At 70.4% G+C, this 24,078-nt stretch carries 20 protein-coding genes; 9 read left to right on the plus strand and 11 right to left on the minus strand.

Features of this window, described 5'->3' with window-relative positions; all coding sequences use genetic code 11:
* Nucleotides 1-27 precede the first annotated feature (27 nt).
* Both ACIHCQ_RS09380 and ACIHCQ_RS09385 read right to left on the minus strand, forming a co-directional pair.
* Complete coding sequence (locus ACIHCQ_RS09380; protein WP_399659470.1) at nt 28-1,185, minus strand: ROK family protein; 1,158 nt, start codon at nt 1,183-1,185, stop codon at nt 28-30.
* Between the two features lie 472 nt (nt 1,186-1,657).
* A complete protein-coding gene (locus ACIHCQ_RS09385) occupies nt 1,658-2,743 on the minus strand; it encodes a mechanosensitive ion channel family protein (protein WP_399659473.1) in 1,086 nt (361 codons plus the stop codon).
* A 254-nt stretch (nt 2,744-2,997) separates the two neighbouring features.
* Here ACIHCQ_RS09385 and ACIHCQ_RS09390 point away from each other — a divergent pair, with 254 nt between their 5' ends.
* The 4 genes from ACIHCQ_RS09390 to ACIHCQ_RS09405 all read left to right on the plus strand — a co-directional run bounded on the left by ACIHCQ_RS09390 (nt 2,998) and on the right by ACIHCQ_RS09405 (nt 6,224).
* On the plus strand, nt 2,998-3,534 hold the full coding sequence (locus tag ACIHCQ_RS09390) for an HNH endonuclease (protein WP_399659475.1): 537 nt from the start codon (nt 2,998-3,000) through the stop codon (nt 3,532-3,534).
* A gap of 34 nt (nt 3,535-3,568) precedes the next feature.
* Nucleotides 3,569-3,844, plus strand: coding sequence for a hypothetical protein (locus tag ACIHCQ_RS09395; protein WP_399660015.1), 276 nt, complete (start codon nt 3,569-3,571; stop codon nt 3,842-3,844).
* A gap of 10 nt (nt 3,845-3,854) precedes the next feature.
* The gene (malQ, locus tag ACIHCQ_RS09400; RefSeq protein WP_399659477.1) at nt 3,855-5,915 is read left to right on the plus strand and encodes a 4-alpha-glucanotransferase; all 2,061 of its coding nucleotides are present in this window, start codon (nt 3,855-3,857) and stop codon (nt 5,913-5,915) included.
* Between the two features lie 78 nt (nt 5,916-5,993).
* Nucleotides 5,994-6,224 carry a hypothetical protein gene (locus ACIHCQ_RS09405; RefSeq protein ID WP_399659480.1) on the plus strand — a complete coding sequence of 77 codons (231 nt, stop codon included), beginning with the start codon at nt 5,994-5,996 and terminating at the stop codon, nt 6,222-6,224.
* Nucleotides 6,225-6,621: 397 nt separating this feature from the next.
* Here ACIHCQ_RS09405 and ACIHCQ_RS09410 read toward each other — a convergent pair whose 3' ends face one another.
* The 7 genes from ACIHCQ_RS09410 to ACIHCQ_RS09440 form a co-directional block, all read right to left on the minus strand.
* Complete coding sequence (locus ACIHCQ_RS09410) at nt 6,622-7,728, minus strand: selina-4(15),7(11)-diene synthase (RefSeq protein WP_399659482.1); 1,107 nt, start codon at nt 7,726-7,728, stop codon at nt 6,622-6,624.
* 607 nt (nt 7,729-8,335) lie between these two features.
* Nucleotides 8,336-8,956, minus strand: coding sequence for a GTP-binding protein (locus tag ACIHCQ_RS09415; protein WP_399659485.1), 621 nt, complete (start codon nt 8,954-8,956; stop codon nt 8,336-8,338).
* The gene (locus tag ACIHCQ_RS09420) at nt 8,937-9,299 is read right to left on the minus strand and encodes a DUF742 domain-containing protein (protein ID WP_399659487.1); all 363 of its coding nucleotides are present in this window, start codon (nt 9,297-9,299) and stop codon (nt 8,937-8,939) included. Before ACIHCQ_RS09420 ends, ACIHCQ_RS09415 begins: the two co-directional genes overlap by 20 nt.
* Complete coding sequence (locus tag ACIHCQ_RS09425) at nt 9,296-9,682, minus strand: roadblock/LC7 domain-containing protein (protein ID WP_399660017.1); 387 nt, start codon at nt 9,680-9,682, stop codon at nt 9,296-9,298. The genes ACIHCQ_RS09420 and ACIHCQ_RS09425 overlap by 4 nt, the downstream gene beginning before the upstream one ends.
* 17 nt (nt 9,683-9,699) lie before the next feature.
* The gene (locus ACIHCQ_RS09430) at nt 9,700-11,214 is read right to left on the minus strand and encodes a sensor histidine kinase (protein ID WP_399659490.1); all 1,515 of its coding nucleotides are present in this window, start codon (nt 11,212-11,214) and stop codon (nt 9,700-9,702) included.
* Nucleotides 11,215-11,502: 288 nt separating this feature from the next.
* Nucleotides 11,503-14,091 (minus strand): aminopeptidase N, encoded by a 2,589-nt coding sequence (gene pepN / locus ACIHCQ_RS09435; RefSeq protein WP_399659493.1) that lies wholly within the window; start codon nt 14,089-14,091, stop codon nt 11,503-11,505.
* A 51-nt stretch (nt 14,092-14,142) separates the two neighbouring features.
* Nucleotides 14,143-15,315: a TerD family protein gene (locus tag ACIHCQ_RS09440; protein ID WP_399659496.1), complete on the minus strand. Its 1,173-nt coding sequence runs from the start codon at nt 15,313-15,315 to the stop codon at nt 14,143-14,145.
* 83 nt (nt 15,316-15,398) lie between these two features.
* Between ACIHCQ_RS09440 and ACIHCQ_RS09445 the strand changes: the two genes are divergently transcribed.
* Nucleotides 15,399-15,896 (plus strand): DUF1203 domain-containing protein, encoded by a 498-nt coding sequence (locus tag ACIHCQ_RS09445; protein WP_399659498.1) that lies wholly within the window; start codon nt 15,399-15,401, stop codon nt 15,894-15,896.
* Nucleotides 15,897-16,028: 132 nt separating this feature from the next.
* Nucleotides 16,029-17,099 (plus strand): hypothetical protein, encoded by a 1,071-nt coding sequence (locus ACIHCQ_RS09450; RefSeq protein ID WP_399659501.1) that lies wholly within the window; start codon nt 16,029-16,031, stop codon nt 17,097-17,099.
* 4 nt (nt 17,100-17,103) lie between these two features.
* Here the strand turns inward: ACIHCQ_RS09450 and ACIHCQ_RS09455 are convergent, their stop codons facing one another.
* Complete coding sequence (locus ACIHCQ_RS09455) at nt 17,104-18,003, minus strand: pyridoxamine 5'-phosphate oxidase family protein (RefSeq protein ID WP_399659503.1); 900 nt, start codon at nt 18,001-18,003, stop codon at nt 17,104-17,106.
* A 13-nt stretch (nt 18,004-18,016) separates the two neighbouring features.
* Complete coding sequence (locus ACIHCQ_RS09460; RefSeq protein WP_399659506.1) at nt 18,017-18,472, minus strand: VOC family protein; 456 nt, start codon at nt 18,470-18,472, stop codon at nt 18,017-18,019.
* 161 nt (nt 18,473-18,633) lie between these two features.
* On the opposite strand from ACIHCQ_RS09460, the gene ACIHCQ_RS09465 reads away from it, so the two are divergent.
* The 3 genes from ACIHCQ_RS09465 to ACIHCQ_RS09475 all read left to right on the plus strand — a co-directional run bounded on the left by ACIHCQ_RS09465 (nt 18,634) and on the right by ACIHCQ_RS09475 (nt 23,875).
* Nucleotides 18,634-19,179: a CGNR zinc finger domain-containing protein gene (locus ACIHCQ_RS09465; protein WP_399659508.1), complete on the plus strand. Its 546-nt coding sequence runs from the start codon at nt 18,634-18,636 to the stop codon at nt 19,177-19,179.
* Nucleotides 19,180-19,366: 187 nt separating this feature from the next.
* Nucleotides 19,367-22,690, plus strand: coding sequence for a S8 family serine peptidase (locus ACIHCQ_RS09470; protein ID WP_399659511.1), 3,324 nt, complete (start codon nt 19,367-19,369; stop codon nt 22,688-22,690).
* Nucleotides 22,691-22,846: 156 nt separating this feature from the next.
* Entirely contained in the window at nt 22,847-23,875 is a 1,029-nt protein-coding gene (locus tag ACIHCQ_RS09475; RefSeq protein WP_399659515.1) for an aspartate-semialdehyde dehydrogenase, read from the plus strand.
* The last annotated feature ends 203 nt before the right edge of the window (nt 23,876-24,078 follow it).

The following is a 24,078-nucleotide window of genomic DNA, read 5'->3' on the forward strand; positions in this document are numbered from 1 at the left end:
GGTTCGGGTCTACGGGATCTGGGCTGCTCAGGTGGTGTCGAAGACCTCGTCGCGGGTGGTGGCGAGGGCGCTCTCCAGGGCGCCGCGCAGGACGGGGTGTTCGCGTACGGAGCCGAGGACGAGGCGGGGCCGGGAGGCGGCGAGTTCGGCGAGCTCGGACTGGACTCGTTCGCGCAGGGGTTCGCCACCGGCGGCGATGGCCTCGCCGGACAGGACGACGAGTTCGGGGTCGAGGACGGCGACGAGGGAGGCGAGACCGGTGGCGAGGCCGGTCGCGTACGCGTCGAGGAGCTGCCGGTACGGCCCGGAGTCCGCGCACGCCGCCCGCGCGACCAGCTCGGTGGCGACCTCGGCGTGCGGGCCGTGCCCGACGCCTTGGATGCCCAGCTCCCGCGCCAGCCGGGGCAGCGCCTGCGCACCGGCCAATTCCTGGAAGCCGCCGCTGTTCGCCTTGGTCACCTGACGGACCAGCGGAGTACCGGGCACCGGCAGGAACCCGACCTCGCCCGCGCCGCCGGTGAAGCCGCGGTGCAGCCGCCCGCCGATGACGAGGGCGGCGCCGAGGCCGTCCTCGTTCCACAGGAGTACGAAGTTCTGGTGGCCGTGCGCGGCGCCGAGGCGCTGCTCGGCGACGGCGACGAGGTTGACGTCGTTCTCGTACTCGACGGGCATGGGCAACGCGGCGGCCAACTCGTCGAGGAGGGTGGAGGAGTGCCAGCCGGGCAGGTGGGAGGCGTACCGCAGCCGCCCGGTGGACGGATCGAAGGCACCGGGCGTCCCGATGACGAGCCGGCGCACATCGGAGCGGGTGAGCCCGGCGGCCTTCACGGCCCCGTCGAGTGCGTCGGCGACCTGGCGTACGACGGTCTGGGCGCGGCGCTTGGGGGTCGGCAGCTCGAACTCGCCGACGGTGGCACCGGTGATGTCGGCGACGGCGGCGCGGATGCGCTGGGGCGTCACGTCCATCCCGGCGGCGAAGGCGGCGCGGGCGTTGACGGCGTAGAGCTGCGCGTTGGGACCGGGCCGCCCCTCGGTGGTCCCGGTGGCGACGACGAGCCCGGCGGCTTCGAGCCGGGCGAGCAGCTGGGAGGCGGTGGGCTTGGAGAGGCCGGTGAGCTTCCCGATGCGGGTGCGGGAGAGGGGCCCGTGCGCGAGGAGGAGGTCGAGGGCGGCCCGGTCATTCATGGCGCGAAGGACGCGGGGGGTGCCGGGGGTGCTGGACGTACTGGGCGTTCTGGACGTGCCAGGTGTGATTCCGGCGGATCCGGTGTTTCCGGCCACGACGGATGCACCTGCCTTTCGCTGCCCTGCACTGTTAGGAAAGTTTCCTATTCTGTGAGAGGCAAAATAGGCCGCACGTCAGGGAGGCGTCAATGGCCGACACCACGTAGGCAGTCAAAGCGTTACCTGTGGCGGTCATTTGATCGATCGGGTGTGCCTTGCGGGTCTGAGGTGCGCCGACCGGGCTTCACAGAAGGGCTACGCCGCCACTCCGGGACCGGCGGCAGCCTCGACCGGCTGCGCATCTGGGCTGGCGCGATGTCGCCGAACGGGCTCGCGCAGGAATTGGCCCCAGCGACGGTCAGCTGACGCCGACATGAAGCGGGGCCCCTGCCGCCTCGTACGGCAGGGGCCCCGCGCGTTTCAGCACGTACGGCTACTTCGACAGCGGCGTCTGCGACGGCACCGGCGCGATCGGGGTCGCCGCCATCGACTGCGGCGACGTCGCCGACGCATACGCCGAAGGCGCCGCCATCGTCGCCGTCGGGTCCGGTACGGACTCCTCCGCCGTCTGCGGCAGGCCGCCCACAATGCGGATGCCCGCCGTGTCGAACGCCCGCTTGATGCGCCAGCGCAGCTCCCGCTCCACCCCCAGCGCCTTCCCCGGCATCGTCTTCGCCGTCACCCGCACCGTCATCGACTCCAGCAGCACCTCGTTCAGGCCCAGGATCTCCACCGGCCCCCACAGCTGCTCATTCCACGGCTCGGCCTTCGCCAGGTCCTCCCCGACGCCCGTGATCAACGCGCGCACCCGGTCCAGGTCCTCCGAGGGGCGGATCACCACATCCACCGCCGCCGTCGCCCAGCCCTGGCTGAGGTTGCCGATCCGCTTGATCTCTCCGTTGCGTACGTACCAGATCTCGCCGTTGTCGCCCCGCAGTTTCGTCACCCGCAGGCCCACCTCGACCACCTCGCCCGACGCGACCCCCGCGTCCACGCTGTCGCCCACGCCGTACTGGTCCTCAAGGATCATGAAGACGCCGGACAGGAAGTCGGTGACCAGGTTGCGCGCCCCGAATCCGATCGCCACGCCCGCGACGCCCGCCGACGCCAGCAGCGGCGCCAGATCGATCTCGAACGCCCCCATGATCATCAGGCCCGCCGTGCCCATAATCACAAACGACGCGACCGAGCGGAGCACCGAGCCAATCGCCTCCGAGCGCTGGCGGCGGCGTTCCGCGTTGACCAGCAGACCACCCAGCGCCGTGCCCTCGACCGCCTGGGCCGAGCGGTTCATGCGGTCTATCAGCTTGGTCAGCGTTCTGCGGATGGCGATCCGCAGCAGGATCGCGATGGCCAGGATCAGCAGGATGCGCAGGCCGGTGTTCAGCCAGGTGGACCAGTTTTGCTCCACCCAGCCCGCGGCGTCTCCCGCCTGCTTGGCGGCCTCGTCGAGCGAGCCCGGCTGGGACAAGCCTGGCTCGGGCGACGGATCGGCGGCCAAAAATACGGGCCAGGACACGGGGCAAACCTCCAGATATAGCGGCGACAGCCCACCCACCCTAACGGGGCACCCGGCGTACTCCGTTGTGCTGTTCGAGGGAGAGACAAGGCTCACCCGGGGATGAAAATGGAGTGTGCACCGGGGTGTGCTTCAAAACACCTCGAGCCCGTTACCACTACGTGGTGGCGTTCGGACCTGGCATGAGGAGAGACTGAAGAGCAGATCGTCCCGGCGCGAGCCACGCGCCGCCGGCGTACAAGGAGGCATCCACCGTGCCGCACGTCCTGGTCCTCAACGCGTCGTACGAGCCCCTCGGCGTCGTACCGCTCCGCCGCGCACTCATCCTCGTACTCGAGAACAAGGCTCTCTGCCTCGAGGAGTCGGGCGCCTTTATGCACAGCGCGACCCGTGTCATAGCCGCGCCCAGCGTCGTCCGGCTCAAACGGTTCGTGCGTGTCCCTTACCGAGGGCCCGTCCCCCTCACCCGCAAAGCGCTCTTCGCCCGCGACGGCGGGCGCTGTATGTACTGCGGTGGTGTCGCAACCAGCGTCGACCATGTCATTCCGCGCAGCCGCGGCGGACAGCACGCCTGGGACAACGTGGTGGCCGCCTGCCGCCGCTGCAATCACCTCAAGGCGGACCGGCATCTGCGGGAGCTGGGGTGGCGGCTGCGTCATCAGCCCGCCCCGCCGAGCGGGCTCGCGTGGCGCATCATCGGGACCGGGCATAGGGACCCGCGCTGGCTGCCGTACTTGCAGCCGTACGGCGCGGACGACGTGATGGCCCGGATCGACGGCATCTCCGCCTAGATCCGGGCCTTCCTGCTGGGAAGACCCTGAAAATCTGAAGATTCTGCAGATCTTCACGGGACGTGTACGTCTGCGGGCGTGCCCGCTGGGTAGGGCTGCTGTGTCCCACTACCGTCTCTTTGGAGTGATCACTGTGGCCGCATCCGCCCTGTCCAAACAGATCCCGGGCCCCGGCCCGCTGACCAGCGAACCCCCGCTCGCCGCCGCCGCCCCCCTGACCAGCGAGCCGCCGCTCGCCGACACCGCACCCCTCACCAGCGAGCCGACCGCCCCCGGCACGGCGGGCGGCACGGAGTCCCCAGGGGTCTGAAGGAGTCCGCATGGGCCTTGCCCGGCTCGCCGCACTGCATGGAGTCGCCACCGCCTACGAGCCCTCCGCGGGCGTTACCGTCCCGGTCCCCGCTCCCACGGTCGTCGCCGTCCTCGCCGCGCTGGGGGTCGACGCGTCCACGCCCGCGGCGGTACGTGACGCCCTGGCCCGCGCCGAATCCGTGGCGACGGGTCGGCTGCTGCCGCCGACGGTGGTCCTGTGGCGGGGGGACGGGGAGCTGCCCGCGGCGCTGAGAGGGCTCCCCGAGCGCACGGCGATCCGCGTCGAGACAGAGGAGACAGAGGAGGGGGAGGACGTCGAGGAGGTCGAGTCGCCTCCGTGGGATCGCCTTCCCCTCGGCGTCCACCAGCTGACCGTCACCGCACCCGACGGGCGGACCGGCCGCGCGACCCTCGTCGTCGCGCCCGAGCAGGTGCCGCAGGCCCGGGAGCGTTCGTACGGGCTTCTCGTCCAGCTCTACTCCCTCCTCTCCGCCCGCTCCTGGGGCATGGGCGACCTCGGGGACCTCGCCGAGCTCGCCGCCTGGTCCTGCCGGGCCCTCGGGGTCTCCTTTGTGCAGGTCAACCCCCTGCACGCCGCCGTGCCCGGCGCCCACACCGACCCCTCCCCCTACCGGCCCTCCTCGCGGCGCTTCCCCGACCCCGTCCATCTGCGCGTCGAAGCCGTCCCCGAGTACGCGTACGCCGGGCCCGCCGACCGGCAGCTGCTCGACGGCCTGCGCGACCGGGCCGCCGGCCTGCGCGCGTCCGTCCTGCGCGAGGGCGCGCTGATCGACCGGGACGCCGTTTGGGCGCTGAAGCGCGAGGCCCTGGAGATCCTGTGCCGCATCCCCCTCGGGCCCGGGCGGCACGCCGCCTACCGTGAGTTTCTGGCCGAGCAGGGTCAGGCCCTGGAGGACCACGCCACCTGGTACGCCCTCGCCGAGGTGTACGGCTCCGAGTGGCACAGCTGGCCCGCCGCCCTGCGCGACCCGCGCTCGCCGGAGACCGCGCGGGTCCGGCGCGGGCTGCTGGACCGGGTCGACTTCCACAGCCGCCTCGTCTGGCTCACCGACCAGCAGCTCGCCGCCGCCGAGCAGGCGGCGAGCGAGGCGGGCATGGGCGTCGGCATCGTCCATGATCTGGCCGTCGGCGTGCACCCGAGCGGCGCGGACGCCTGGGCGCAGCGCGAGGCCTTCGCCGCCGGGATGTCGGTCGGCGCGCCGCCGGACGCCTTCAACGCGCGCGGCCAGGACTGGGGCCTGCCCCCGTGGCGGCCCGACATGCTGGCCGCGTCGGGCTACGCCCCGTACCGCGGACTGCTCCGCGGCCTCCTCCGAAACGCGGGCGCGCTGCGTATCGACCACGTCATGGGCCTGTTCCGGCTCTGGTGGGTCCCCGAGGGCAGCCCGCCCACCGACGGTACGTACGTCCGTTACGACGCCGAGGCCATGCTCGCCGTCCTCGTCCTGGAGGCCCACCGCGCGGGCGCGCTCGTCGTGGGCGAGGACCTCGGCACGGTCGAGCCGGGTGTACGCGAGGCCCTCTCGCGGCGGGGCGTGCTTGGCACCTCCGTGCTCTGGTTCGAGCGCGACTGGGCCGGTACGGGGGGTCCGCTGCCGCCCGAGGAGTGGCGCGAGGGGTGCGTGGCCACCGCCACCACCCACGATCTGCCCTCCACCGCGGCACGGCTGAGCGGCGACCATGTGCTGCTGCGCCACCGGCTCGGCTTGCTCACCCGCCCGCTGGAACAGGAGCGCGCAGCGGACGCCGCGGATGTCGCCGAGTGGCTCGGCCTGCTGTCCTCCTACACAGACGATGCCCACACAGACGATGAGGAGGAGCAGATCCGCGCCGTCTACCGCTTTCTGCTCCGCACCCCCGCCCGCATGGTCGGCGTCTGGCTCCCCGACGCCGTCGGCGACCGCCGGCCGCAGAACCTGCCCGGCACCTGGGACCAGTATCCGAACTGGCGGCTGCCCATCGCGGACGCCGACGGGCGGCCGGTCACCCTGGAGGAGCTCGCGGCCTCGCCCCGGCTGCGCGCGCTGATGGACGTCTTCGTTCCCTAGGCAGTGCCTAGCAGTGCCTAGCAGTGCCTAGCGGACCCCGGGCGCGCGCCCCGGTCGGCCGTTCGCTACGTTGGCATCGTGGACAAGAAGAACGCTTTGCGCGCCGGCGTCGTCGCAGCCGGTACGACGCTGATGATGCTGCTGATGTCGTCGCCCGCGCTCGCGGTGAACCGCGACGACGGTGACGACCCGGGCCCCGGCCTGAGCGTGGTCGATACGCTCGGCCTCTACGTCGCCGCGCCGATCGGCCTCTTCCTGTTGATCGCGGGCCTGGTCGTCGTCCTCGACAAGTCCAAGAAGCAGCACTGACCACCTGCTACTCACGTAAAATGTTCGGGCTGGGACGCTCCACAGGGCGTCCCAGCCCGAGGCCTATCCGCTCTCGGTCAGAGTCTCGATGGGCCATCGCCTGCGCGCGGCGGCTCATGGTGTCCGCGTAGACAGCGATCTGCCTCTTGTGGAACATGGGCCGTATCAGTCGGCGCTGCCGACGGTGGACCTCGCCCCCGTGTCGATCTCTATTCGCTCTATTTGGACGAGGTCGCCGGTCTCACTCAGTGATCTGAGGAATGCGAGCGGTCTACGTCCCAGACTCCATGTGTGTCCGATCAGCGGCACACCGCCTGGCACCCGGGGGACCTGCTTCAAGGCAACTGGCATCGTGGGGGGATTCCTTTCTGGTGCTCTACGCGCCCTGCCGCACTGGTCAGGCGGGGACGGGTTCGGCCTGACGCGGTGCCTGGTGTCCCTGCGGCGCGGTGCCGGGCGGCAGGAGATTCCACCACCAGGAGATGGCGGGGATGTCCAGCGGCTCGTCGCTGGCGTCTGTGGGCGTCTCGCGGAAGGTGGAGGGCAGAGAGGCCGGATCTTCGGGGGTGGTGTAGCGCAGGGAACTGATGCCCCAGTCCTGAGACCCCCTGACGAAGGTCCCGAGGCTGTGAAGGTACTGCCGCAGCTGCGGGCTGGCCTGCTCCAGCAGCGCCTCGCGCAGGCGGAGGAACAGCACCATTACCCGGTCCCGCTGCGCTATGGCCCTGGTCAGGGCCTGGCGCTGGCTGAGGCCGTACTCGTGTGTCAGGACCCTGATGACATTGAGGTAGTAGCCGCTTCCCCGGCTTTCCTTGTGGTGGGAGAAAATGTCGTTGTCCCAGGTGATGATCAGCGAAGCCATCTCGCCGGCGGCCCGCACAGCCTCCTGATCTCGTTCATGCGACTGGAGCTCATACTCGTGCCCCATCTCCAGCAGCGGGAAAACCACGGTCGTCGCACCGTCGTACAGGCGCATCAGGGTGTAGTCGTTGAGGTCCGGGACGGTTTTCGTCCTGCGGAACTCCGCCTCCCACGCCACGGAGAGGTAGTACTCCCGCAGGGCGTCCACCCAGCGCGCCGTCTGTCCGACCGTGCCGTAGCGGGAGACACGGAGCCTCAGGTCGCGCAGGCCGTTGGCCAGCGGATCGTCCAGGAGGAAGGTGACCTCGGGATTCTGGGCCACCCGCACAAGACGCTGAAGCACCCCGGCCAACTCGCCTGGACGGTGCCCCAGTTCACTCTCCTCGCAGTATCCGTCATCCACCCCGAAAAGCCACAGAACGAAATCAGCGAGGAGGGAAACGACCTCATCCTGACCCTCGGGCAGGATCCGGGCCGCGAACGTGCCAATGTCCTGCCGCACGAGCCGACTGCGCAACTCCGTCGACCCGATGCCGAATTTCTCCGCCCAGACCGCGGTACCGGCGTTGACTGCCGCATGATGCGGGTGAATGGCCGAAGGTATGGGTGCGTAGGTCGGTGGAACGGCCATCGTTTTGGCCATGTTGGTCCCCTGTCAGTCGTCGGCGCGAGCACTCCCGGCCAAAACATGCACAGGAACGTGCAGAACCGGCACTTAGAGTGATCAACTAGAGGCGATAGTACTGATCGGCGTGTAGCCTTTCCAGGACTGTGTCTCCATACGCGGATCGGTGCGGCCCAGGCTGTGACACCGGAATAACTGCGGGAGCAACCTGCGCATTTGCCGCCGCCGGCCTCCGCGCCCTGGATGAGGCGTAGCGGCAGCCAGGGGGAGGGCGATCCTTGGTCTTCGCTCCATGGGCCGGAAGGTAGGAGCGCCCGGCCTTCATGTCCAGCCGCGCAGTGACGGCGCGGACGAGCAGCGGAGGCGCACTCGCAAGGCCGCTGACGCCCCCGTCCCCGACTCGGCGGAAGCCCGGCCGTGGCGGACGGCCGGGCGCCTTGTGCGGCCGTGAGCCTGTGAAACCTGTGAAACAGGAACCCGCTCAGCCGGTCGGACGACCGTGTTGGGCATCCCCGCCGTTCACGGCGGGGAGGAGATCAACAGCCGTCCGCGATCGCCCGGCCGATGTCCTGCACCGGGCATTCGTGCGGGCCGTTGCTGAAGCCCGGGGGTGGGGTGCGGTTGCTCAAGATGCCTCCCTGGCAACGGCAAGTGACTGCAGGTAACGCATCAGCGTCATCAGGACGTCGCGGCTGGAGCTCCGCTCCCGGGCGTCGCAGATGACTATGGGTACGGCGGCGGGCAGGTCGAGGGCCGTACGGAGGTCCTCGACGGGGTGGTCGGGGGCGTTCGGGAAGGAGTTCACGGCCACCACGAACGGCACGCCGCGCTCCTCCAGCCGGCCGATCACATCGAAGCTGACCTCCAGCCTGCGGGTGTCGACCAGCACCACCGCGCCGAGCGCGCCCTCAAACAGGCCGCGCCACAGGAACCAGAAGCGCTCCTGGCCCGGGGTGCCGAAGATGTACAGCACCAGCCGGTCGTTGATGCTGATCCGGCCGAAGTCCATGGCCACGGTCGTCGAGGTCTTGCGCTCCAGGCCCTGGGTGTCGTCGACCCCCACCCCGGCCTGGGTCATCGTCTCCTCGGTGGTCAGCGGCCGGATCTCGCTCACCGAACCCACGAGGGTGGTCTTGCCGGCTCCGAAACCGCCCACGATCACCACCTTGACCGCGGCGGTCGCCGTCTCCGGCAGCACGTCCTCACTCCGCGGCCCGACGGCCGTCTCAGAGCTTCTGAAGTCCATCGATCACTGCCTCAATCAAAGCGCGGTCGGGAAGTTGAGCGGGCGGGACCGGCGCGCGTGCCGTCACCTTGCCCTCGGCAAGCAGGTCGCTGAGGACCACGGTGACCACACTGACCGGAAGGCTCAGATAGGCGGAGATCTCAGCCACCGAGAGAGGCGCCTGGCACAGCCGGACGATCGCCTCGTGCTCGGGCTGCATTCCTGATTTGGGCCCTGACCTGGCCACTATTAACGTGACCAGGTCGAGGAGCGTGGGGGCGGAAGAGCCGCTACGGCCGCCGGTGATGACGTAGAGCCGCTCGGGGCTGTCGTCCTCCCAGCCCCGGCCGCCCGGTTCACTCACGCGGTCTGTCCGTCACGCCGCGGCGGGCTGCTGAGATGCTCTCCGATCCGGATCACCAGATCGCGCATACGCTGCCCCATCAGCCCCGCGTCCACCCCCTCGTCGGCCAGCACCGCGAGGTAGGCCCCCGCGCCCGCCGCCATCAGGTAGAAGAAGCCGCCGTCCATCTCGATGACGACCAGCCTCATCTTCCCTTCGCTGTGGGGGAGTTCCGCGCCGACCGCGCCCGCGAGACTCTGCAGTCCCGCGCAGGCCGCGGCCAGCCGGTCGGCGGTGTCGGTGTCCGCTCCGTACTGGGCGATACGCAGACCGTCCGCGGAGAGCACAACCACATGGCGGGTCTGCGGAACGCCCTCCGCCAGGTCCTTGAGCATCCAGTCCATATTGGCCCGCTGCTGAATCACTGCTGCTTCCCCTTGCTAGCCGACGCCGAAGGGGCGTCGCTGTCTTCTGCGTCCTCCGCGGTGGTGTCACCGGACAGGCCGCTCTGGAAGGCAGCCAGCCAGACACCTGGCTGTACCTGCGACTCGGGCTCGGGCTCCGGTGCGGTCCGGGCGGGAGCGACGGGCGCGATGGGCGGGGCCTTGCGGCGCCGCTGCGGCAGACCGTTGGCGGCCCGCTCGGTCACCACGGGCAGCTCGTCCTCGTACGCCGACGCCCGCGGTCCGGTGGTGGCCGCCGGACGGCGCAGCTCGGACGGCATCTCCGCGGCGGGCCTGGGCCCGGAGGAGGTGCCGATGCCATGAGCGAGGCCGGTCGCGGACGCGGCCGTGGTGATCTGGTCTTTCGGGATGATGAGGATCGCTCGTACCCCGCCGTAGGCGGAGGAGCGCAGCGCGACCTGGAAGTTGTACGCCTGCGACAGCCGACCGACCACGGCGAGGCCCAGGCGCGGAGTCTCGCCCAGGTCGTTCAGGTCGATGCCCTGCTGGGCCTGGCGGAGCATGCGCTCGGCCCGCTTGCGGGCCTCCTCGCTCATGTTCACGCCGCCGTCCTCGATCTCGACGGCGATGCCCGACTGCACCTCGACGGCGGTCAGATGGACCCGGGTCTGCGGCGGCGAGTAGCGGGTGGCGTTGTCGAGCAGCTCGGCGAGCGCGTGGATCAGCGGTTCGACGGCGGGGCCGACGACGGCGACCTCGGAGACCGAGTGGAGATCCACCCGCTGGTAGTCGATGATCCGCGACATCGCGCCGCGCAGCACGCTGTACAGCGGGACGGCCCTGCTCCACTGGCGGCCGGGGCGCGCCCCGCCCAGTACGGCGATGGAGTCGGCGAGCCGGCCGATCAGCGCGGTGCCGTGGTCGATCCGGAGGAGATCGCCGAAGACGTCCGGGGCCCGGCCGTGCCGGTCCTCCATCTCCCGCAGCTCCTGTGCCTGCTGGTGGACGATCGCCTGCACGCGGCGGGCGATGTTGACGAAGGCCCGCTGCGCCGAATCGCGCAGGTCCTCCTCGGCGGAGACGGTGTTGATTACGGTGGAGAGCACCGCCTGGTGCGCCGCCTTGAAGCCGGGGGTCAGTCCCGCCCCCTGCGGGGTGTACATGTCCCCCGTCGCGGTCGAGGCGAGCACGTCCTCGGGGAACTCACCCTTGCTCAGGCGCTGCACCACCTCGGGCAGCAGCACCTCGGCCAGTCGTGCGGTCTCGGTCTCCTGCTGCGTCAGCGCGATCTGCTGCGCGGCGAGTCTGTCCCGGAGTTCCGCGACCGTCCGGCCCCGCCGGGTGGCCTCACCGGCGGCGATGGCGACCGCGATGACCGCTGCGCCGCCGATCCAGGCGACCGGGGCCCGCACTGATGAGGAGACCAGCGCCACGGTGAGCGCGGTCGCCACCGCGGTCACGACAGCGGGCAGTATCCACGTGTATGACGCGGCGGGCCGCGAAATCCCTGGCCGCGATTGCTCTCGGACCATTAACACCCTCAACCCTCGGGTCATTGATAGAAAGATCAAATGATGTCGGGGAGCATATCGGCTTGCTGCCAAAGGAGTTGACCACTTCACTTGTCAATCCCCGGTCCGGGCGACACTCCGAGCGAACACCTTGCAAAATCCAGGTCAAGGACGTCCGAGGGCATCATCTCGGGCATCATCCAGGGCGACAAATCCACACAGGCACGTCGCGGCGGGCAGTCAACGCGGACCGCCCGCCCCCTGCCGGTGCAGGAGACGGGCGGATCCATTCCGGTCGGCGCCGGTGATTCAGCTGGTCACAGTGGCGGCTGCCGCGTCCGCTGCCTGGGCCTTCAGGGCGCGCTCGACGCCCGAGCGCGACTCCAGGATCATCCGCCGCAGCGCCGGCTTCGGCTCGGCCGAGGCCAGCCACGCGTCCGTCGCGTCCAGGGTGGCCTGGGCGATCTGCAGCGACGGGTAGAGCCCGACCACGATCTGCTGGGCGATTTCGTGGCTGCGAGTCTCCGACACACCCTTCACAGCGGCGAAGTACTTCTCCACATACGGAGCGAGCAGCTCACGCTGGTCGGTCTGGACGAAGCCCGCGATCACCGACTCCTGTACGGCGTTCGGCAGTTTGTCGGACTCCACGACCGACGCCCAGGCTTGCGCCTTGGCCTCCGCCGTGGGCCGGGCCGCGCGCGCCGTCGCCGCGTGCCGCTCGCCCGCCGCCGTCTTGTCGCGCTCGTACTCCGCCGCGATCCCGTCCTTGTCGAGCAGGCCGACCGCGGCCAGCCGCTCCACGAACGTCCACCGCAGCTCGGTGTCCACGGCCAGGCCCTCGATCGTCTCGGAGCCGTCGAGCAGCGCCCGCAGCAGCTCCAGCTGCTGCGGCGTCCGCGCGGTGGCGGCGAAGGCGCGGGCCCACGCCAGCTGGTGGTCGCTGCCCGGCTCGGCGTCGCGCAGCCGCTCCAGCGTCGCCTCGGTCCACCGCGCCAGACCCGTCTCGCGCCACTCGGGCGCCGCGTACAGGTCGATCGCCAGCTTCACCTGGCGGTGCAGCGACTGGACGACGCCGATGTCCGACTCCTTGTCGATGCCGGACAGCACCAGGGCGACGTAGTCCCTGGTCGCCAGCTCGCCGTCGCGCGTCATGTCCCAGGCCGAGGCCCAGCACAGGGCGCGCGGCAGGGACTCGCTGAAGTCCCCGAGATGCGCGGTGACGACCCGCAGCGACTCCTCGTCCAGGCGGACCTTCGCATACGACAGGTCGTCGTCGTTGAGCAGGATCACCGCGGGCCGCCGGGTGTTCTGCGGGAACGGCACATCCGTCAGCTCGTCGGCCGCGAGGTCCAGCTCGATCCGGTTCGTACGGACCAGCTTGCCGCTCTCGTCCAGGTCGTAGCAGCCGATCGCGATCCGGTGCGGGCGCAGCGTCGCCTCGCCCTTCGCGCCCACGGGCAGCGCCGGGGCCTCCTGGCGTACGGCGAACGAGGTCACATAGCCATCCTCCGGCGACACCTCGATCTCCGGGCGCAGGATGTTGATGCCCGCCGTCTGGAGCCACTTCTGCGACCAGGTCTTCAGATCGCGGCCGGAGGTCTCCTCCAGCGCGCCCAGCAGATCGGACAGCTGGGTGTTCCCGTACGCGTGCGCCTTGAAGTACGCCTGGACGCCCTTGAAGAACTCCTCCATGCCGACGTACGCGACGAGCTGCTTGAGCACCGACGCGCCCTTGGCGTACGTGATGCCGTCGAAGTTCACCAGCACATCTTCGACATCGCGGATCTCGGCCATGATCGGGTGTGTGGACGGCAGCTGGTCCTGCCGGTACGCCCAGGTCTTCTCGGAGTTCGCGAAGGTCGTCCACGCGTTCGGCCACTTCGAGCCCGGCGCGGACGCCTGGCAGGCGACCGAGGTGTAGGTGGCGAACGACTCGTTCAGCCACAGATCGTTCCACCACTCCATGGTGACCAGATCGCCGAACCACATGTGCGCCAGCTCGTGCAGGATCGTCTCGGCACGCCGCTCGTACGCCGCGTCCGTCACCTTCGAGCGGAAGACGTACTGGTCGCGGATGGTCACCGCGCCCGCGTTCTCCATCGCGCCCGCGTTGAACTCCGGCACGAACAGCTGGTCGTACTTGGCGAAGGGGTACGCGTAGTCGAACTTCTCCTGGAACCAGTCGAAGCCCTGCCGCGTGACCTCGAAGATCGCGTCGGAGTCCAGGTACTGGGCCAGCGAAGGACGGCAGTACACGCCGAGCGGCACGGACTGGCCGCCGTTCTCGTAGCTGCTGTGGACCGAGTGGTACGGGCCGACGATCAGGGCAGTGATGTACGTGGAGATCCGGGGCGTCGGCTCGAAGCGCCAGACGCTGTCCTTGGGCTCCGGACTCGGCGAGTTCGAGATCACCGTCCAGCCGTCGGGGGCCGTCACGGTGAACTGGAACGTCGCCTTCAGGTCCGGCTGCTCGAAGGAGGCGAAGACACGGCGCGCGTCCGGCACCTCGAACTGCGTGTAGAGATACGCCTGCTGGTCCACCGGGTCGACGAAGCGGTGCAGGCCCTCGCCGGTATTGGTGTACGCGCAGTCCGCGACGACCGTCAGTTCGTTCGGGCCCGCGTGCAGGTGCGGGAGCGCGATCCGCGAGTCGCGGAAGACGGCGGCGACATCCAGGGACCTGCCGTTCAGCTCCACCCGGTGCACGGCGGGGGCGACCAGGTCGATGAAGCTCTCCGCGCCGTCCTCGGCGGAATCGAAGCGGACGGTGGTGATCGAGCGGTAGGTCCCGCCCTCCTGCGCCCCACTCAGGTCGAGCTCGATCTCGTACGAGTCGACGGTCAGCAGACGAGCACGCCGCTGCGCCTCTTCGCGGGTCAGATTCGTGCCAGGCACGCTGTCATCTCCTCGGTTCGTGACATTTGCAGCCATCCTTCCACGCTTGCCTCAACGGCGTACGGCGCATTTCCAGTGGCCGTCGCCGGCGATGCGCAGCACGCCGGGGCCGGCCACCGGGGCGGACACGTCGACGATGCCGGCCTCGTTGACCAGTAGCTCCGCGTAGTCGTCCGCGGGGTCGGTGTGCAGGTAGACGGTGGTATTGCTCTCGCCGAGGTGGGAGAAGTCCAGCACGCAGCCGGGGCCCTCGTAGAGCAGCACGTCGGCGCCACGGCCTTCGATGGTGCCGGTACCGGTGAGCAGGCGCGCGTGCGCCAGGGGCAGTACGCGCATCACCCAGTCGGCGTCGCAATCGACACGCAGGGTGAGCGCGCGGTCCCCGGGAGCGGTGGCCAGCGTACGGCCGTAGCCCTCGCCGTCGTACGCGGCCAGCAGGTAGTCCTCGGCGCGGTCGTACTCGTCGCAGATCTCGATGGAGGCGTAATCGCCGCCCGGATACTCGATCTCGACGAGGACCCAGCCGGACGGCACGCTGGGGCCGCATCGGACGGTCTCCTTGCCGCGGCCCTGGCGGGTGAAGGGCGCGAAGGTGGCGGCACCGGCACCGGCACCGGCACCGGCACCGGCCCCGGTCGGGGCGGTCGGGGCGGGTGCGGGCACGGCGTCGATGGGCGTGGCGTCGTGGGGCGTGGCGTCGGACACCGCGATCCCGAAGTCCGTCGCGAGTCCGGCGAGCCCGGAGGCGTACCCCTGCCCCACGGCACGGAACTTCCAGCCGCCCATCCGGCGGTAGAACTCCCCGAAGAGGAAGGCGGTCTCGGTGGTCGCGCCGTCGATCACATAGAGGGTGACGGGCAGCCCGGCCGCGGTGTCGACCCGGATGCTCAGCCCGGGGATCTGCCCGAAGGCGCCGCCGTCGGCGGAGGCCGACACGACGATCCGGTCCACAGCCGGCTCGACGCGAGCCAGGTCCAGCCACAGCCAGTCGGCCTGCGCTCCCGCCGCGCCCGCCGACTTGCCCAGATGGCGCGCCGTGCCGGACGGATGCTCGCGATGGTTGTAGAAGACCATGTCCGCGTCCCCGCGCACGCGTCCGCTCGCGTCGAGCAGCAGCGCGGAAACATCCACGTCCGGCACTCCGGGGCCCGCGCTCCAGCTCACCGCGACATTGAGGGGCTCGGCGGGCACGGGCAGATTGCCGCCCTTGGCTATCTGTGTCATGGACGGATCTTGCCACGCGCGGCCGCGAACGCGACGGCCAAATCCCGCCAGCGCCAAGGGTTCCGGCGCGGAACCCTGGACCCATGACGACCTACACGCCACGCCCCATAGACCCCGCCGCCCTCAAGCAGCTCCGCGCCATGGACGACGCGGGCCGCCCCTGTGTTCCCTTCACCGCCACGGAGGGCGGCGATCCGCTGCGCTGCTGTCTGAGGCCGGTCAGGACCGGCGAGCGCGTCGCTCTCGTCTCGTACGCGCCGCTGCGCCGCTGGGCCGCCGAGACATGGGCGAAACCGGGCGCGTACGACGAGCAGGGGCCGGTCTTCATCCATGCCGAGGAGTGCGAAGGACCCGGGCCCTCACCGGCGTACCCCTTCGCCAGGACCGGCGCTCTGCGTACGCTCCGCCGCTACGACACGGAGGGCCGCATCGTCGGGGGCCGCCTCCTGGAGATCCCGGAGACGGCCGCCGAAGGGTTCGACGCGGCGTTCGCGGAGGCCTTCGCCGACCCGCGGGTGGCGCTGGTCCACGTCAGGGCGGTGGAGTACGGCTGCTTCCATTTCGAGGTGCGCAGGCCCTGAGGTGCGCGGGCGACGTAAAACGGACATTCTCGGCAGTCGAACGCCCGTACTTTAGGGCTGGCTTGTCCCGAATTGTCGACGAGAGCGTAACAGTGGTTAGCCACCCCTCCAGCCACGGGCATCTCTTACGACATGAACCACAACACCCCTCTCTCGCCCCGTCCCCTCTCCCATCTCTCCGCGGTGCAGCGGCGCGTCATGTCCGTCGCGCAGCTGCGCGCGCACGGCGTCCCGCCTGCCCGGATCGCTTCCCAGTGCCTGCCCGGCGGGCCCTGGCAGCTGCTGCTTCCCGGTGTGTACGTCCTGCACCCCGGGCCCCCGACCAGCGAAGAGCGGCTGCACGGCGCGCTGCTCTACGCCGGGCGGCCCCCCGTACCCGGGCAGGGCGGCCGGGGCGGGCGGGGCGGCGCGCAGGGGCGACCGGGCGCGGCCAGGAACCCCGCCGCGAATCCTTACGGAGAGGCCATGATCACCGGGCTGGCCGCGCTCGCCCTGCGGCGGTTCTCCACCGCGCCGCCGCTGCTCTCGCTCGACCGGATCGACGTCCTCGTGCCCCGCACCCGGCGGCTGCGGTCGACCGGGTGCGCCCGGCTGGTGCGGGCGCACGCGTTGCCGAGACCCGAAGAGATCACCGGGCTGCCCGTCGCCCCCGTGCACCGCGCCCTCGCCGACGCCGTCGCGCAGCTCGCCGACGCCCATGCCGTACGCGGGCTGCTCACCGAGGCGGTCCGCGACGGGCACTGTGAACCCGCTGCCGTCGTCAAGGAGCTGACCCGCGCGCGGCTGCTCGCCCGGCCGCATGTCGTGGACGCCGTCGACTTGCTGCTCGCCGAGGGGCGGGCCGCCGCCGAGGACCGGCTGTACGAGGTGGTGCGGGCGTACGCGCTGCCCGAGCCCGTCTGGAACGTGGACCTGCGCCTGCCCGGCGGGGGCCCCCACCTCGGCGGGGTGGACGCCTACTGGCCCGAGCTCGCCGTCGCCGTCGAGCTGGACACCCGCGCCTCCCGCCGCGACGCGGACGCGCTGTGGTCGCAGTACGCCCGTAAGCGCGAGCAACTGGAGCGGCTCGGGATCACCGTCGTACACCTCACGCCGAAGAAGCTGCGGGACTACCCGGAGCAGCAGGCGACCGTGGTCCGTACGGCTCTGATGGCGGCGGCGGACCAGGATCCCGCCGCCTATGTGGTGGTGCTTCCCCGCTGAGCGGCTACCGGAGCGGAGGATTGGCGGGTGAGTACTCGGGGGCCGACCAGCGCAACGGGCTGGCCGCGTCCGTCTGGACGACCCGTTCGACAGCGAACCGGGTGAACCGGCCGGCCGCGGCGTACTCGGTGCGCGCCGTGCCCGTGAGCTGGAGCGTCGTGCCGGTGCTCCAGTCCAGGAACAGCAGTCCCGCGCGCGGGTTCCTCTCCAGGTTTCCCAGCGTCAGGAACATCGCGTTGCCCGGATAGTCCTGCCAGCCGAGCGTGGTGGGCGACGCGACCTGTACGAAGCCGGGGTTGCCGCCGCGGTGGCCGGCATCGAGCCCGTCCGACGTACCGGTCGCGATGAAGAACGTATCGGCCTCGCGGATGAACTTCTCCTGAGCCGCGCTGAGTTGTTCGCCGCGCCACACATCCCCGTCGACCGCCGCGTCGACCGGTGCGTACGGGGTGTACAACTCCCGTTTCTGAAGGTACTTCGGGCAGTTGGCGAACACCCGGTCGGCCTCGATCACCAGCCCGCGCGCGGACGGGCGGACCGTACCGCCCATCCGCATCCGCCGCCGCGTGCGCGGGTCCAGCGCGATCGTCCCGACGGGTGTGCCGAGGGGCGTGTCAACCTCGGCGAGGACACCGGCGAGCGGATCCTCCTGGTGCACCCCGCCCGCGACCGAGACGGTGTGCGGCCCGGTCGCCCGTACGAAACCGGGCTCACCGGTCAGCAGCGAGCTCCACATCCGGCCTTCGCCGTCCGCCGCGCCGAGCACCAGCATGGGCTGCAGCCCGAGGAAGGCGGCGGCCACCGGCTTGATGCCCGCGCCGATGGAACGGCCGACGTGCGCCGCCTGTTCGCGTACGCCGACGCGGTCCTGCACGGCCAGCGAGCCAGAGTGATACGCGCCCACAGCAGCCAACTCCTTAGAAGAAGCCGCAGGTGGGCGCGGCGGCGGTCGGCGCGGGTGCGCCCTCGGCGCCGGACGGGGCGTAGATCTCCAGACGTGTGCCGTCAGGGTCGTGGAAGAAGATCCCGCCGGAGCCCGCGCCCTCGCCGTGGGCGACCACACCCTCGTACGCGAAGTCGACGCCGAGGTTTTTGAGCCGCGCCTCGGCGGCGCGGACCTGCTCGATGGTCTCCGTCTCGAAGGCGAGGTGGTGCAGCCCGGCGAGGGCCGGTGCGTACGCCCCGGCCGCCTGCTGCCAGAGCGTGAGGACGAGCTGCCCGTCCCGGCCGAGGAAGGCATAACGGCGGCCGTCCTCCTTGCCCTCGCCGAGGGTGTCGAAGCCGAGGGTGTCCCCGTAGAAGGGGAGCGAACGGTCGAGGTCGGTGACGTTGAGGCCGATGTGGCCCGTACGCAGGGTGCTGGTTGCCGTCATGGCGCGCCTCTCTGAAGGTCCGGTCGAGGTCCGGTCGAGGTTTGGTCGTCGGGGCGGAGTAACCGCCTAACTCAACTTTAGGGGTTAGTTTCCGTGAGCGTCAACCGGTCACGTAAACTTGAGCGGTTAGCCAAGGGATCCGGTGGCGAGAGGAGCCAGGGATGTCCGCCACACCCGACCCACGCCCACTGGTCGGCGAGCCCGTCTCCCTCGACCTGCTCAACACCCGCTGGGTGGGGGACGGCGGGCGCCAGGACCTGCTGGACAGCGTCGACGGGCTGCGCGTCTGGCTGGCGAGCAACGGCCTCGCGGACCGGTTCACCGCCGATGAAGCCACCCTGGAGCGGACCCTGATCGCCCGCGAGGCGCTCAGCACCCTCGTGGACAGCCCTGGCGACACCACGGCGATCGCACGCGTCGACGACGTGCTCGGCCACGGCCGCATCCGCGCCACGCTCACCGCACAGGGGCCGGGCGAAGAGCCCGAGTTCGCCGACCTCTCCTGGGGGCCCGGCTGGATCGCGGCCCGCGGGCACCTGGATCTGCTGCGCACCGCGCCCGGCCGCATCCGCGCGTGCGCGCACGAGGCGTGCGTCCTGCATTTCTTCGACACCTCGCGCAACGGCACCCGCCGCTGGTGCTCCATGGCCATCTGCGGCAACCGTGCCAAGGCCTCCCGGCATTACGCCCGCACCCGCGACAACTGACGGACAGACAGAACCAGGCAGAACCAGCCCTATTTGTTCCGCATGGCGCATGCTCCGCAGTGGCGGATGTGCGCCATGACCACATCCCGCTCCCGCCAACTCTCCACAAACCCCTGTCGTGTACGAGAGGCTGACCGGTCATCCGGCACCGAATTCCGGACCCTCTCTTCACCACACAGGGATGCTGATGACCCTCGAATCCCCGAGTTCCAAGTCAGGGCGCTCCACGCCCGGGCACAGACGCGCGGCCCGTATCGCGGCCACCGCCTCGCTGGTGGCCGCGCTGATCGCCACCGGCGCCGCACCGGCCGTCTGGGCCGCGCCGGCCGACGATCCGGCAGGCACCGCGGCCGGCGTCAAGGCCGCCAAGCCCTCCGACAAGCTCGGTTCGGCCGACGCCGAACTCCTCGCCCAGGCCGAGGCCGAGGGCGAGAAGACCGTGACCGTGATGGTCGCCACCGCGCCCGGCGCGACCGAGCAGGTCGCCGGGCAGCTGGACGCCGTCGAAGGCGCCTCGGTCGGCAGGACGTACGACCAGCTCGGTTACGTACGCGCCACGCTGCCCACCGCCCGGGCGGAGGCCGCGCTCAAGGCGGCGGCCAAGCTCTCCAGCGTCCACGGCATCGACCTCAAGCACGAGGTCAAGCTGGACGACGCGACCCCGGCGGGCGACACCGCCAAGGGCGCGCGGACCGCGAGCGCGCAGACGACGGCGTACCCGGCGCCCGGGAAGAAGACCCCGGCGAAGAACCCGTACAACCCGTCCTTCGAGACCGGCGCGGTGGACTTCGTCAAGGAGAATCCCAAGGCCGACGGTCGCGGCGTGACCATCGGCATCCTCGACTCGGGTGTCGACATCGGGCACCCGGCGCTGCAGAAGACGACCACCGGCGAGCGCAAGATAGTCGACTGGGTCACCGCGACCGACCCGGTGGCCGACAGTGACGGCACCTGGCGGCAGATGCGGCTCGATGTCAGCGGGCCGACCTTCGCGGTCAGCGGGCGTACGTACAGCGCCCCGGCGGGCGCGTACAAGTTCAACCTGTTCTACGAGTCCGCCACCATGGGCGGCGACATGGCCGGTGACCTCAACCGGGACGGCGACACCACCGACGTGTGGGGCGTGCTCTACGACCCGGGCACCCGCACCGCCCGCGTCGACCTCGACAACGACGCGAACTTCGCCAACGACACCGTGATGAAGCCGTACAAGAACGGCTTCCAGATCGGCTACTTCGGCACCGACAACCCGGCCACCGAGGTCGTCGAGCGCATCCCGTTCGTCATCGAGGTCCGCCAGGACGTCGTCTACAACGCCGCGGGCGCCAAGGCCGACTACGTCAACATCGGCGTCATCGAGGGCTCGCACGGCACGCACGTCGCCGGGATCACCGCCGCCAACAGCCTCTTCGGCGGCAAGATGAACGGTGCCGCCCCCGGCGCCAAGCTGGTCTCCTCGCGCGCCTGCACCTGGTCAGGCGGCTGCACCAACATCGCGCTCACCGAGGGCATGGCCGACCTGGTCATCGACCGCGGCGTGGACATCGTCAACATGTCCATCGGCGGGCTGCCCCCGCTGAACGACGGCAACAACGCCCGCTCCGAGCTCTACACCCGGCTGATCGACACCTACGGCGTCCAGCTGGTCATCGCGGCCGGCAACGACGGTCCGGGTACCAACACGCTCGGCGACCCCGCCGTCGCCGACAAGGTGATCTCGGTCGGCGCGTCCATCTCCAAGGAGACCTGGGCCGTCAACTACGGGTCGGCGGTGCAGAAGAAGTACGCCATGATGCCGTTCTCCTCCCGCGGCCCGCGCGAGGACGGCGGCTTCACGCCGACCATCACCGCGCCCGGCGCGGCCATCAACACCACCCAGACCTGGTCCCCGGGCGGCCCGGTCGCCGAGGCGGGCTACAAGCTCCCGGCCGGTTACTCCATGCTCCAGGGCACCTCGATGGCCTCGCCGCAGGCCGCGGGCGCGACCGCGCTGCTGCTGTCCGCCGCCAAGCAGCGGAATCTGGAACTGACCCCGGCGACCCTGCGGACCGCGCTGACCAGCACCGCGGGCCGGATCTCCGGAGTGCGGGCGCATGAGCAGGGCTCCGGCCTGATCGACGTCGTCGACGCGTGGGAGTCCATCGAGGACGGCGCCACCGCCCACGAGTACGCCGTCAAGGCGCCGGTCGACACCGCGATCGACTTCGCGCTGAAGACCCCGGGCTTCGGCACCGGCCTCTACGACCGCGAGGGCGGTCTGAAGACCGGCCAGAAGAAGTCGTACGACGTCGTCATCACCCGTACGACCGGACCGGACCGCGCCGTACGGCACGAGCTGGACTGGAAGAACAACGACGGCACCTTCAGGCTGCCCGGGAGCGACACGGTCTCGCTGCCGCTGAACACGCCGGTCACCGTCAAGGTCGAGGCCAAGGCCGGTACCGCCGGGGTGCACAGCGCGATCCTGGAACTGGACGACGGGCGCACCGAGGGCGTGGACCGGCAGATCCTCGCCACGGTGGTCGTGTCCAAGGAGCTGGCCACGCCCGCGTACGCCTTCTCGGCGTCCGGCTCGGTGCAGCGCAACAGCCACACGTCGTACTTCATCACGGTGCCCGAGGGCGCGAAGAACCTCGAGGTCGCGCTCGGCGGGCTCGCCAAGGACAGCCAGACCCGGTTCATCGGGATCCACCCCTACGGCGTCCCGGTGGAGGACAGCTCCACGATCTTCTGCTACCCGAACTACACGAGCCCGGCGAACACGTGCCGGCCGGATGTGCGCGCGTACGCCGAGCCGATGCCGGGCGTGTGGGAGATCGAGGTCGAGTCACGGCGTACGTCGCCGCTGCTGAACAACCCGTACCAGCTGGACGTCACGCTGCTGGGGGCCACCTTCGACCCGGCGGTCAAGACGCTCCCCGAGGCGAAGGTCGGCACGCCGGCCACCGTCGAGTGGACGGTCGGCAACGGCTTCGCCGCCATCGACGGCAAGCTCGCCGGCGGTCCGCTGGGCTCGGCGAAGGTCGCCCGTCCGTCGATCAAGAACGGTGAGGTGCAGGAGTCGACCGTCACCATCGGTGAGGGCGTCGAGCGTCTGGACATCGCCATCGGCGGGGTCTCCGACACCAACGCGGACCTGGACCTCGCGGTCTACCTGGGCACTCAGCAGGTCGGCCTGGCCGCGGACGGCGACTCGGAGGAGGCGGTCAGCCTGCTCAAGCCGGCCGCGGGTACGTACCGCGTCGTGGTCGACGGCTACTCCGTGCCGGCCGGGACCACCGAGTACGACTACCGCGATGTGTTCTTCTCACCGTCGTTCGGTTCGATCAAGGTCGACTCCGCGACGCCGGTCAAGCTGGCCAATGGGGCATCGGCGCAGGTCAGCGCCGAGGTTCTGGTGGCCGGCCCGGCTCCCGAGGGACGTCAGTTCTTCGGTGAGGTGCAACTGCAGACCGGTCGCGGTACGCCCGCGGGCGCGGGCAGCGTCGTGATCGAAAAGGTCACTCCGTAGCAGATGTCCGACAGGTGTACGGCGGGGCGGGTGCTCTTCGGAGCGCTCGCCCCGTCCCGCTTCCCGGACATTGGGGACAATGGATTGGACAAGGCGGCCGGGCACACACGCATCATGGGCGGCACGTAGACACAGACACGCATGAAGGAGTCGTCCGTGAAGGTCGGAATCGTCGGAGCCACCGGTCAGGTCGGCGGAGTCATGCGCAACATCCTCGCCGAGCGGAAGTTCCCCCTCGACGAGCTGCGGCTGTTCGCATCCGCCCGTTCGGCAGGAACCGTCATCGAGTGGGAGGGTCGCGAGATCACCATCGAGGACGCGACCACCGCCGACTACGCCGGACTGGACATCGTGATCTTCTCGGCCGGTGGCGCGGCCTCCAGGGCGCTCGCCGAGAAGGTCGCCGCGCAGGGCGCCGTCGTGATCGACAACTCCTCGGCGTGGCGCCGTGACCCCGACGTCCCGCTGGTCGTCTCCGAGGTCAACCCGCACGCGATCAAGGTCCGCCCCAAGGGCATCATCGCGAACCCGAACTGCACGACGATGGCCGCGATGCCGGTGCTGCGCCCGCTGCACGCCGAGGCCGGTCTCGCCGCGCTGGTGGCCACCACGTACCAGGCCGTGTCCGGCTCGGGACTGGCCGGAGTCGCCGAGCTCGACGGCCAGGTCAGGAAGGTCGCGGACCAGGCCGCCGGGCTGACGCACGACGGCGACGCCGTGGAGTTCCCGGAGCCCGCCGTCTACAAGCGGCCCATCGCCTTCAACGTCGTACCGCTGGCGGGCAACCTCGTGGACGACGGCTCCTTCGAGACGGACGAGGAGCAGAAGCTCCGCAACGAGTCCCGCAAGATCCTGGAGATCCCCGAGCTGAAAGTCTCCGGCACCTGTGTGCGGGTGCCTGTGTTCTCCGGCCACTCGCTTCAGGTCAACGTCCGCTTCGAGCGTCCGATCAGCGTGGAGCGCGCGTACGAGCTGCTCAAGGACGCGCCCGGGGTCGAACTCTCCGAGATCCCGACGCCGCTCCAGGCGGCTGGCAAGGACGCGTCGTACGTCGGGCGCATCCGCGACGACGAGACCGTGGAGAACGGCCTCGCGCTGTTCCTGTCCAGCGACAACCTCCGCAAGGGAGCGGCGCTGAACGCGGTCCAGATCGCGGAACTGGTCGCGGCGGAGCTGCGCGCCTGAGACCTGCCACGCCTCAGGGCCTGCGCCCTGGACCCTCCCCCTACGCCCTGGGGGACCCCGAGCGCGGCGTGGACGGGGGCACCTCCCACGCCGCCAGGCGTAGGGGAGTACCCCCAGGCGGGCTCAAGTTGCCGGGCCACCGGCAACTTGAGCCTTGTCGGCGGAAAACCCAGCCTAGCTGGCTTCGGAGGCAGCGTTTCCCG

It is taken from the genome of Streptomyces sp. NPDC052236, from assembly GCF_044548015.1.
Lineage (GTDB): Bacteria > Actinomycetota > Actinomycetes > Streptomycetales > Streptomycetaceae > Streptomyces.